General features: G+C 63.7%; 9 protein-coding genes. 6 read left to right on the top strand and 3 right to left on the bottom strand.

Going from position 1 to position 11,250, the window contains the following annotated elements:
- Positions 1-97: 97 nt before the first annotated feature.
- Positions 98-1,549: a tetratricopeptide repeat protein gene (locus tag VNH11_28985; GenBank protein HVA50420.1), complete on the bottom strand. Its 1,452-nt coding sequence runs from the start codon at positions 1,547-1,549 to the stop codon at positions 98-100.
- Positions 1,550-2,198: 649 nt separating this feature from the next.
- Between VNH11_28985 and VNH11_28980 the strand changes: the two genes are divergently transcribed.
- The 5 genes from VNH11_28980 (at position 2,199) to VNH11_28960 (ending at position 6,305) form a co-directional block, all read left to right on the top strand.
- Positions 2,199-2,678: a hypothetical protein gene (locus tag VNH11_28980; protein HVA50419.1), complete on the top strand. Its 480-nt coding sequence runs from the start codon at positions 2,199-2,201 to the stop codon at positions 2,676-2,678.
- Between the two features lie 81 nt (positions 2,679-2,759).
- Entirely contained in the window at positions 2,760-3,302 is a 543-nt protein-coding gene (locus tag VNH11_28975) for a hypothetical protein (GenBank protein ID HVA50418.1), read from the top strand.
- Positions 3,303-3,539: 237 nt separating this feature from the next.
- Positions 3,540-3,983 carry a hypothetical protein gene (locus tag VNH11_28970; protein HVA50417.1) on the top strand — a complete coding sequence of 148 codons (444 nt, stop codon included), beginning with the start codon at positions 3,540-3,542 and terminating at the stop codon, positions 3,981-3,983.
- 85 nt (positions 3,984-4,068) lie between these two features.
- Positions 4,069-5,214: a hypothetical protein gene (locus tag VNH11_28965; GenBank protein ID HVA50416.1), complete on the top strand. Its 1,146-nt coding sequence runs from the start codon at positions 4,069-4,071 to the stop codon at positions 5,212-5,214.
- 92 nt (positions 5,215-5,306) lie between these two features.
- Positions 5,307-6,305, top strand: coding sequence for a cytochrome c (locus VNH11_28960; protein ID HVA50415.1), 999 nt, complete (start codon positions 5,307-5,309; stop codon positions 6,303-6,305).
- 136 nt (positions 6,306-6,441) lie between these two features.
- On the opposite strand, the gene VNH11_28955 is transcribed toward VNH11_28960, so the two are convergent.
- Positions 6,442-7,971 (bottom strand): GGDEF domain-containing protein, encoded by a 1,530-nt coding sequence (locus VNH11_28955; protein ID HVA50414.1) that lies wholly within the window; start codon positions 7,969-7,971, stop codon positions 6,442-6,444.
- A 309-nt stretch (positions 7,972-8,280) separates the two neighbouring features.
- Here VNH11_28955 and VNH11_28950 point away from each other — a divergent pair, with 309 nt between their 5' ends.
- Positions 8,281-9,594: a DUF1501 domain-containing protein gene (locus tag VNH11_28950; GenBank protein HVA50413.1), complete on the top strand. Its 1,314-nt coding sequence runs from the start codon at positions 8,281-8,283 to the stop codon at positions 9,592-9,594.
- A gap of 25 nt (positions 9,595-9,619) precedes the next feature.
- Here the strand turns inward: VNH11_28950 and galT are convergent, their stop codons facing one another.
- Positions 9,620-10,690 (bottom strand): galactose-1-phosphate uridylyltransferase, encoded by a 1,071-nt coding sequence (gene galT, locus VNH11_28945; GenBank protein HVA50412.1) that lies wholly within the window; start codon positions 10,688-10,690, stop codon positions 9,620-9,622.
- Between the last annotated feature and the right edge of the window lie 560 nt (positions 10,691-11,250).

Here is an 11,250-nt window from a genome sequence, read left to right as displayed (position 1 = left end):
TATGCGGGCTACAACCGGCCGGTATTGCTGACCACGACCAGCACCACCGGGCACAACAACTTGTTCTGGTTCCGCACGCAGGTGTTCTTCTAAGCAGCTACCCGCCGGTCGGCGATGTGCCGCGGCGCGCGGCATAGAGCTGGCGGCGGCGCCGCGCATCGGCCAGCTTGTGGCTGGGGAAGGCGGGCGATTCGAGGGCCTTGTCCAGCCATTTCAGCGCCTCGTCGAAACGGCCGGTCTCGGCGTATGCCAGGGCCAACGTGTCGATCCACTCGGGCCGCCGCCAATCGCTGAGCTGACAGGCCTGCATGGCCGAATCGACCGCGCGCCGTCCCTCGCGCAAATGCGGGTCGGGACAGGTGGCCCACAAGAGTGCCCTGCCCGCATAGGCCCCCGCGGCTTCGGCATCCAAACGAATGGCTTCGTTATAATCCGCCAGGGCGGCCTCGTATTCGCCGCGGCCGTACCAGGCGTCGGCCCGGCGCGTGTAGATGTCGGCGTTGTCGGGGTCGAGGCGCAGCGCCACGGCGAGGTCGGCCAAGGCCGGCCCGTAATCCCTCAGACCCGTTCGGGCAATGCCCTCGTCCAGGTACAGGCGAGCGGTGCGCGGACCGTTTTCGAGCGCCTTCTCGAAGTCGGCCAGGGCGCGGTCGTAGTGCCTCTGATCGAGCCACATTTCACCGCGTCCGCGATAGGCCAGGGCGTTGTGCGGGTCAAGGCGCAGTGCTTGGTCGAAGTCGCTTTGGGCCTTGGCGTAGTCCTGTTTGGCCGCCCAAACTCGTCCCCGGTTGGCGAGCGCGTAAGCGTCGTTGGATGCCAGGCGGAGGGTCGCGTCGAAGTCGGCCAGGGCCTTGTCGTATTGCCGCTGCTTGAACCAAGCGTGGCCCCGATTGTTATAAGCCCAGACGTAGTTCGGGTCGAGCTCGATGGCGGCAGTGAAATCCTCCACCGCGCGCTCCAGGTTCCCCTGTTGAACGTAAACCACGCCGCGATTGTAGCGGTACTCGGCGGCATGGGCCGGGTCTAGACGGACGGCCTCGCTGTAATCCGTCAAGGCCAACTCGAGTTCATGGTTGGCATAGCGGGCGGCGCCTCGGTCGTTGAAGGCCGCCGCATCGCCGGCATCGAGATGGATGGCCTCGGTGAAATCCCGAATCGCACTGCTATATTCGCCCTTGGCATACCAAACCACGGCCCGCCGCAGGTAGGCGTCGCGATCTTTCACGTCCTTGTCGATCTTGTCGGAGAAATACGCCACGGCGGAGTCCAACGGCACCACGTCGGCCCTCGGAATCCAACCGGCCGCCCCGCCCGTGCGAACCCACAGGTAACCGCCTTGCACCGACTCCACCTTCAGCAGCGGGTGCTGCACCGTTCCCGTGACCTCGGTTTGCCGGGTCTGCGGATTGAGCACCTTCAACTCGACGGCCGGCTTGATCGTGATGACACGCTCGCCGACCAGGGTATCGGAGGCGGACGGCGGCTGCGACAAGGCGATGCCGCTCAGGGCGGTCACGCAGGCGGCACTGGACACGATACGCAACCACATTTCGAGATTCTCCTCAAGGCCAACGAGTTGCCCGGCCCGTGCAAAAATGGCCGACGGCTTCCTTTGCCATGCAACTCATGCGCCCCAGCGGTCCTAGGTTACCTGCGCCGCAAATCGGGTGCAAGCCAGACTCGAAAGTGCCCAAAATCTGTGCAGAGCTGCCAAAAACTGTCCGCGCGAACCGGCCGAAGGCTTACGGATTTTTCACCGGCAACGCCCATTGCTGCGCGTGCGTTCGGCCGATACTTTATGGCCATCCAAGCAAGGCTGTGATTCGGTGTGATTCAGCGGTGGCGGAACGACAAGCGAGTTTTTCGTCAGCTAGGGCGTGCCATGTGTTTGGGACCGTCAGAGAATTCCGATGACGGAGCGGCGGTACTGCCTAGAGTCTAATCACGAGCATCCCAAAACTTGAACACGAAGCGCCGCGTTGGAGGCCGGTGGGCCAAGATCGACGGAAATGATAACGGTGCAAGCATGTGCTGTGTAAAGAGTTGCGTAAAAACGCGCCAACTGTTCGATGCGATTGGCGCGCGGTTTGCTTTTGGGGCCGACGATCGGTCAGGAAACGCTGGCGGGCCATCGTGGCAAGCCTGACTAACTTTGCGGCAGTTTCCGATTCAGGAAAGCAGGAAAAGAGGACACAAAAGTGCAGGAAGATTTGCAACAACTTGAACGGCGTCTGGTGGCTATCGAGCAGAGCAATCGGCGTTGGAAGTTTTCGGGAATCGTTCTGGGGCTCGGCTTGTTTCTCGCGACCTCGATGGCCGCCGACAAGCCGGAAGACGCGATTCCGGATGTGATATATGCGCGCAAGTTTGTGGCGGTGAACGAACGCAACGAGCCGGTGGCCTTCATGGGCCACGAAAAGAATGTGGGCATCGTGAGTGTCGCCGCCGCCGATGGCACCCTACTGTTCGCCGCTTCGGCCACCGATAGCGGCCACGGGGTGGTATCCACCTTCGATCGGGAGGGCCGCGCCTTGGTGTGCGTGAGTGCCAACCAGTCCGGCGACGGTCACATTACCGTGTTCGACGACCGTGGGGACGCGGTCTCTCAGCGGCCCGAGGCATCGCGCCGTTCTTCGGTGCAGCCCGTTTCCAGTCGAGGCCGCTCATCCCCGCCATAACCACGAGGGTCCGGGGTCGCAAGCGAAACGCTTTCCGGCAGTGCCGCACCGCCCGCCCTTGTGTGAATCTCTGCTCCGTGCGTGGAAGCCGCGCACGCGCCATGCCCGCACGGCGCGATTCCGCCAATGAGACGCGGTTATGCGCAAGGCAGCTACGAAAGAAAAATAAGGACAAACATCATGCAGAATTTTCAACAACGCTTGCGCGCGGCCGATAAAGAGGGCCGTCGCTGGCGGAGGGCCACCTGCGCCCTGACGGCGTCTTGCTTGGCAATGGCCTTTGTGGCCGCCAAGAAACACGCGGTGACCGTGCCCGAATTGGTGATCGCCCGCAAATTCGTGGCGCTCAACGAGCGCGGCGAGCCGGTGGCCATTATGGGACATGCGAAAAATGTGGGGTTGCTGGGTGTCTCGGCCGCCGACGGATCGCTGATGTTCGTGGCCACCTCCACCGACGACGGGCGCGGCGTGGTTTGCACCTATAACCATCTCGGACGCCAACTGGTCGAGATCGGATCCGACAAATCGGGCCACGGTTCGGTGTCGACATCGCACCGCGACCGGGGGATGCCCATCGCCACCCGGTCGGCAACGCGCACCGCCGGCCAGCGCTCCGGCGGCTAGTGCTCTGTCCGTGGTCCATTGAAAGGCCTGGCGCTTCCCACGCGACGGCCCAGCCGCCGTGGCGCTCGACGCCGTCGTGGCCTTGGCCGTGGCGCTGGTGCTCTTGATCGCCGGTCTGGAGGTCGACCTATCAGCAGTCTGGCGGCAGGGATATGATATGATATTTTCAGAGGGAAATCGGCCGGCCCGCGTAACAGCCGGAGATTGCCGGCGTCCTTGTCTTTCGATGCTGCCGTGATGAGACGAACTGCTTCAGGCGTCGTCTGTTTGACCGCGTTTCTGCTGCCCGGCGTGGCCCTGGGCGAACAAGCACCGTCCGCGGAGCCTCGCGGCGAGCAGTCCCTGGCTCTCATGCATGGGCTTCCTCGACAGAGTGCCGAGAAACCGCCGCAAGCGCCGGCGGCCGAGCGTTGGAGGTACCAGTTTCACCATGGACACTGGTGGTATTGGCGCATGGGTGGTCGATGGGACTACTGGACCGGAACGGCGTGGAAAGAATACTCACCCGACTCTTATCGACGCTGGTATCTTGACTGGAGACTCGCGCAAAACGAGGCCGAAATGGCCCGTCTTCGCGCCATGATGCGCTCGATGGAGGCGGAACGCTCGCTGCGGCGTCCCCGCGTGTACGATCCCGATTCGTTCCTTCCCTTCGCCAATGAACGGGGCAATGATCCCTGAATCTCCTTCAGATTCGGCCTGGAACTATAGACGGGCTTTCGCTACACTTCGCGGCCCATTTCCAGCCTCCCTTTTCGACAAGCCAATGCAAAAGCAGACCTGGCCCTTGCTGGTGCTTCTTTCCTTTGCCGTGGCGCCCGCCTCCGTGGCGGCCTCGCCGCCCTGGCAAAAGCTGGCCCTGTTCAAACAAATCGACGCCGATCCCAACAAGCAATACCTGCTCACGGACCGGCAGGGACCCTGGGTGATTATGGCGGCCGTGTTTTCGGGCGAACAGGCCGAGGAGCAGGCCGACGAGCTGGTGTACGAGCTGCGGTCGAAGTTCAAGCTGCGGGCCTATCGCTACGAGCGGGACTTCGATTTCAGCAAGGGAGAGCTGACGCACCGCGTCGACCAGTACGGGCAGCCGGTGAAGATGAAGTACCGCGTCAAGCAGATGCACGAGATCGCCGTCATGGTCGGCGATTTCCCCTCGGTCGACGACCCCCAAGCGCAGAAGGTGTTGACGAAGCTGCGGGCGTTGGAACCCGAATGCCTGGACACCAAGAAACGGGCCAAGCAAGGCAAAAAGCAGTACCGCACGTTGGCCCAGTGGCAAGACACCGTGAACGCCCAGGTCAGCAAGAACCGCCAGCCGGCCGGCCCCATGCGGCGGGCGATCGTCACCACCAACCCGCTCTTGCCCGCCGACTACTTTGCTCCCAAGGGGGTCGATAGCCTGGTGCTGAAGATGAACGAGCCGGTGCAATACAGCCTGCTGAAGTGCTCCGGCCGTTTTACGTGCAAGATCGCCACCTTCGCCGGCGCCATTACGGTGAACCCCAAGGAGATCGAAGAGATCCAAAAGAAGGCCCGCAAGTTCGAGAGCCGGTTGGAGGATGCGGCGGCCAAGGCCCACGAGATGACCGTGGCCTTGCGCGCCAAGGGCTACGAGGCCTGGGAGTTTCACGACCGCTACTCCAGCATTGTGACGGTGGGCAGCTTCGACGCCGTGGGCACGCGGCGCGACGACGGGCAAATCGACTACAATCCCAAGCTCTGCGAGTTGATGGAGACGTTCAGCGCTCCGAAGAAGGCGGTGCCCGGCCAGGCGGCGACGAAGCTCGGCGACCCGTTCGTGGTGCAAACGAAGCTCGGCAAGATTGCTTGCGACGTGGTGGCGGTGCCACTGGAGGTGCCGCGGCGGTCGATCAGCCGCGACTACGACCGCCCGGCCATCAGCCTGCGGTGAACGACCGTATTTGACGCACCAATCGAAACGCCCGATAATATCTCTCGCGTGATCGATGAGTACCCAACAGGCGTCGTCAAGGGGACGTTGTCATGAGCCAGCAGCCTGGTCGCACTTTGCCCGTCGTCCTCTTCTGCGTGGCAGCCGCGGCCATGAGCCTTCCCTCGATGAGCGTTGCCGCTAAAGCCCGACCGCAAAGAAAGCCGCGGACGTTCAAGACCGCGCCGCCGCCCAAGTTCACTCCCGAGGTGACGGCCACTTTTTTTGACGACGCGCGGCAGAAGCTGGGCCCCGGCCAGCCGGGCGGGGCGATCGCCGCCGCCACGCCCAAGGCCGGCGGCGCAAGCGATGAGGGCGACGCCGTCGCGGCGACGGGCGATGCGGCCTGGTCGAAGCTGATCGCGGGCTCGACCATCGAAGACGAAGTCAAGGCGCAGGTGGGCTCCTTGGCGGAAGTCACCAAGACGCCCAGCGTGTTCAAAGGCGGCGGCAATCATGTTGCCCGCGTCCATTTTACCGAATTGGCGATGCTGTTCGGCGTCGTCGCCCAGTTCGACGGCGACGTGCGGGGATCTTGGAAGAAGGACGCGCTCGGTTTGCGTGAGATCTTCCGTCGCGCCGGCGGCAACTGCAAGGTGGGCACCGACAACTCCTACAAAGAGGCCCATCAGCGCAGCGACGACCTGGCCCAGCTTATCAGCGGCGGCAAGATCGAGCTGCCCAAGCCCGATCCCGACGCCAAGTGGTCCGATGTGGCCAACCGCGCTCCCTTGATGACGCGGATGGGCAAAGAAGGTTACGATCCCAAGATCAAAGCCTGGACCTCCGACAAAGGCGAGTTCTCGAAGAACCGCAACGCGCTGTTGGAGGAGGCCCAGATCGTGGCCGTGATCGCCCATTTGATTCAGGATCCGAGCTACGAGTACGCCGACGACGAAGACTATCTGAAATACGCCAAAGGCCTCGAGACGCAGGCCCTGGAGATTGTGGAAGCCGTCAAGGGCGACGATCTGCAACGTGCCCAGAAGGCCGCCGGGCAGCTCAACAAGGCCTGCAGCACTTGCCACGAAGGGTATCGCAGCGGCGGGTGAGGCAATTTTGGATTTTCGATTTTGGATTTTGGATTGGGTGGTGGGCCGGCGCTCGTCCCGGCGGCCGGGCTGGCCGCACCTTACCGCTGAACGCCCGGCAATCCAAAATCGAAAATCCAAAATCCAAAATGCAAAATCACTGCCGTGCGCCGGCCAGCGCAAAGCTGCGCGCCGGTTGTGCCCGGACGCCGTCGTGATAGAACGTGCGGTTGCGGCCGGCGGCCTTGGCGGCCCGGACCGCGTCTTCGCACTTCTTCAAGAGCGCCACCGCGTCGCTCCCGCGTTCCAGTTCGGCCACGCCCACGCTGACCGTGACGGTGATCTGCGTCGATTCCGATTTCAGTTTGCAGGAGGCCACCGCCCGACGGATGCGGTCGGCGGCCAGCAGCGCGTCGTCGAGCCGCGTGTTGACCAGCACGATCGCCAGTTTGTCTTCGTGATAGCGGGCCGCCATGTCGATGTTCGCCCGCGTCGCGGTGCGGACGATCTGCGTCACCGTCCGCAGCACGACATCGCCCATCAGGTTGCCGCGGATACGGTTGAAGTTGGTCATATTGTCCAGGTCGATCACGGCCAGCGAGAGCGGCACGTTGCCCAGGTTGTGCTCGACGATGCGGTGCCGCAGTCCCTCGAAGAAGCTCCGCCGATTGAGCAGGCCCGTGAGGGGATCGGTATGGGCGTCGGCCGGCATGGTTTGCAGTTGCCTGGCCAGCGCCATCAAATCTTCCTGCACCGCTTCCGGCGATTCGCTTCCGGCGGCGGTGCGGGCGACGGCCTGGCACTTGCCCCCGTCGTGCAGAAACGCGCAGTTGCCGCCCGCTTCTTGCGAAGCGGCCAGGGCCGCGCTGGTGCGTTCCAGCAACGAACCCATGTTGTCGCCCGGCTGGGCCTGGGCCACGCCTTGGCTGACCGTGACGTGGACCGGAGTGTCGCCGATGTGGAATTCGCGCTCCGCCACGGCGGTGCGCAGCCGTTCGGCCGCCGACTGAGCTTCAGACAACTCGGCGCCGGGCAAGGCGACCGCGAACTGACCGTCGTCGTAGCGTCCGATCAGGTCCATGGCCCGCATCGTCTCGGAGAGCACGGTGGCCACGCCGCGCAAGACATCGTCGGCCGCTTCCTTGCCGTGTTCCTGTTCGAGCTGCTGAAGATTGTCCAGGTCGACCATCAGCACGGAGATGGGCGTGTCTTGCTGTTGCCATTGGGCCAACCGCCGCCGCAGCTCGTCGTCGAAGCCGCGGCGGTTGGGGAAGCCCGTCGCCAAGTCGGTCATGGCCGCGGCGGCCTGTGTCTCGATCAGCTCCGACTGACGGTTCAGCTCCAGCTTGGCTTCGGTCAACTGTTGCGTCAGCTCGTCGTTGACCTGGACAATGCGGCTGACGGCATCCACGACGGCGTGATCTTTTGTGCCGGCACAATTGGCGCGCAGAGCGATTAATTCCTGGCTAATGGCGCCGACATGGTGTACGTGCTGGCTGACCCGCCCCGCCACGTCGCAAGTCAGGTCGTGCAAGTCGCGCAGGGCATCCAGGGCCTGGCGCGCATTGACCGCCTGCTGCCGCACGTTGCTGGTCTCGTGCAGCCACCAGCCAATGGCCATGCCCGCCGCCAGATCGATGATCAGGATCAGGCCGCTGAGTGCCACGAGCCACGGAAAGGCGTCCACGCAAAAAGCTTCCTTATACCGTCAGAAGTGTCTCACCATTCCCTACGTCGGCCTGTACTCCAAGTCAAACTGCGGCAACCGTTTCCAGCGTCAGATCCGCCCTGGCCGTCAAAACCGCCCGCCCCCACTCTTGCCCTGCCCCGCCGGCTACCGCTATATTACCGATCAACGGGTATTGATGCGTCGCCGGCCGTAACTTTTCGCCGCCCGCGGACAATATCTGGGGTGTGATGGCGGAAATACAATAGCGGGCGGCACATCGCTTGCGGTTACCGACCGGGAAACGCGGGCAACCAAAGGAGAAACGCCGTGTTGAAGCTGGTTTCTGATCGTCGAAGTGGCGCTTGCGATGGCTCGACTCGTCGCGACTTTCTGAAGGTCGGCGCCTTGGGCGCCAGCGGACTGACGTTGCCCGGCCTGCTCGCCGCACGCGCACAAGCATCTGCCGCCGGGCATACGCCGCGCGACACATCGGTGATCTGGCTTTGGCTCGGCGGCGGACCCACGCACATTGAAACCTTCGACCCCAAGATGAGCGCTCCGGCCGAAGTGCGGAGCATCACGGGCGAGATTCCCACGGCGCTCTCCGGCGTCACCTTTGGCGGCACGTTTCCCAAGCTGGCCAAGATGGCCGACAAGTTGGCGGTGGTGCGGTCGTTCGCCCACGACAACAGCGGTCATGGCGGCGGCACGCACTGGGTGATGACCGGCTACGATTTTCGCGCCGCCGATAATGGAGAGCCGCAGGTGCGGCCGGGCATCGGCGCCATCGTCTCCCGCGTCCGCGGCACCAATCATCCCCTGACCGGCATGCCCACCTACGTCCGCCTGGGCGGCACCTACGGCGACGGACCTTCGTTCCTCGGCACGCCCTACGCTCCCTTCGATCCGGGCGGCGAGGCCCAGCAGAACATGACCTTGCGAGTGCGGCACGACCGCCTGGGCGAGCGGCGCACGTTGCTCAAAGGACTCGACAAGCTGAAACGCCAGGCCGACACGAATCCGCTCATGGCGGGCCTCGACCAGTTCGAGCAGCAAGCCTTCAATCTGGTATTGAACCGCGCCCCGGAAGCGTTCGACCTGGAAAAGGAAGATCCGCGGCTGGTCGATCAGTATGGCCAGGACAACCAACAGCTCGGCCGGCGGCTGCTGCAGGCCCGGCGGTTGTGCGAAGCCGGCTGCGGCTTCGTGACGCTGCATTACGGCGGTTGGGACATGCACGGCAACATCAAGCTGTCGATGGAGCAGCTCAGTCCCGCGCTCGATCACGCCGTGGCGACGTTCATCGACGACTGCGCCCAACGCGGCCTGAGCGACAAGATTCTGTTGGTCATCACGGGCGAATTCGGCCGCACGCCGCGGATCAACGGCGGTGCGGGCCGCGACCACTGGGCGCCGTTGAGCATGCTGGGCCTGGCGGGCGGCGGCCTGCGCATGGGCCAGGTGATCGGCGAATCGGCTCCCAAGCTCGACGTGCCGAAATCGGCCCCCATCAGCCCGCAAGACCTGATGGCCACCGTGTTCCACGTGTTGGGCATCGACCGTCACGTGCAGTTCGTCAACCAGGCCGGTCGCCCGGTCTACATGATCGAAAGCGGCCAGCCGATCGCGGAACTGTTGTAGAGCGCTACCAGGCCGGGGCGCGGTTTCACGAGGCTGCGGCGGCGCGAAGCGCGGTCTCGGCACGGGCCGCAGAAGCCAGCGCGTGGTTGTCGGTGGTGGCGACTTCGCAAAGAAAGCTTTTGGCCTCTTCCGGCAGGACGGTGTTGATGGCCATGCCGCTGCCGAGCTCGAAGCCCGCCGGCGTCGTCAGCCGCGGCAGGATGCGCAGGTGCCACATGAAGTACTCTTTGCTGTCGTCGCCGCGCGAAACGCTGTCGATCGTCAAATTGAAACTGGGGTTGTCGAGCGCCGTGTAGAGCTTCAGCAGCACGGCCCGCAGCAATTGCGCCAGCGGCTTGAATAGGCCCCCGTCGACCGAGGCGAACGAGGCTTGCCGCTTGAGCGGCATGATCCACGTCTCGAAAGGCACGTGTGAGGCGTAAGGCAAGACCGCCACGTATTCTTCGTTCCGGGCCAGAATGCGTTTGTCGGCCGCCAGCTCTTCTTGCAATGCCATACAGTAAAGGCACTCGCCCGTGCGGTCGAAATGCTCTTCGGCCACGGTCAGCTTTTGGCGCAACAACCTCGGCACGACCGGCGTGGCGATCACCTGCCAGTGCGGGTGTTCGAGCGAGGTGCCCGCCGACGCGCCGTGGTTCTTGAAGGCGATGATCGCCTGGAAGCGGCGGTCGCGCATCAGGTCTTGATGGCGAAGCTGCACGGTGCGCAGCACCAGCTCGACCTGCTCGATCGACTGCTGCGCGAGAAACACCGAGTGTTCGGGCGATTCGACAATCAGCTCGTGCGCCCCGCAACCGGCCATATATTGAAACGCGGGCGTCTCTTCAATGCGTCGCGTGTCTTCTTCAATCCGCAAGGCGGGAAACTTGTTGGGCATCACCCGCACCCGCCAGTTGCTCGGCACGTTCGGACCGCCGCCACGGGCCACGTAAATCTCCGGCGGCGTGAACGCCTCGTTGCCCGGACAAAAGGGACACGGCGCGGCCGCGGAGGGCGCGGAAGGAGCCGCCGAAGGCAGATGGTGCGGCCGCAACGCCCGCGAAGGCGCGAAAATCACCCAGTCGGCCGTGGTCAGATCGTAGCGTAATTGTGACATCGGGTGGTTCCTTTCTCGCCACCTCAAGCAAGTGAGGTGCCGCAAGTGTCGCCGCACGGCCGTCTGGCTGCCGTTTACGGGAAAACGGCCGTCACGGAGCGACCGCATTGCTGCTTGGAACACGCCGCGGGCGTGCGTAACGGCACGCTTGACCGGAGTTCCCGCACACCGCCAGCCCGATTCCGGCCTTCATTGCGAGCTTTGCCGCCGCGTGAGTCTACCAAATTGTCAAAGACCCGAGTCGGCGCTGCGCGCCGCCTGCCACCGGGAGGGACGCTCGAGGGCGTCCCAGGGTTTGGATGCGGTTGGTCGTTCTCGGCGACTGGTTTTCCGCATCAAGGTGCCGTTGGTTCGCCTCGATTTACTGTTGTCAAAAAATGATTAGCGTTGTCAAAAACAAAACCCGTGTTCGGTTTGCCCTGCCTGCAACCCCTTGGCCTGCTGGGCTTTGCGCCGACGTCCTGGGGCGGCTCATTTTCGCGCCGCAACCATAAATCTAGGGGGGTATGGGTGATTTTGGATTGTCGATTTTAGATTGGCGGTCGCCATCGCTCATTTTT

This window comes from Pirellulales bacterium (assembly GCA_035533075.1).
GTDB lineage: Bacteria > Planctomycetota > Planctomycetia > Pirellulales > JAICIG01 > DASSFG01.
The sequence above is the reverse complement of the archived record's forward strand: the minus strand, read 5'-3'. Positions and strand labels throughout refer to the sequence as shown.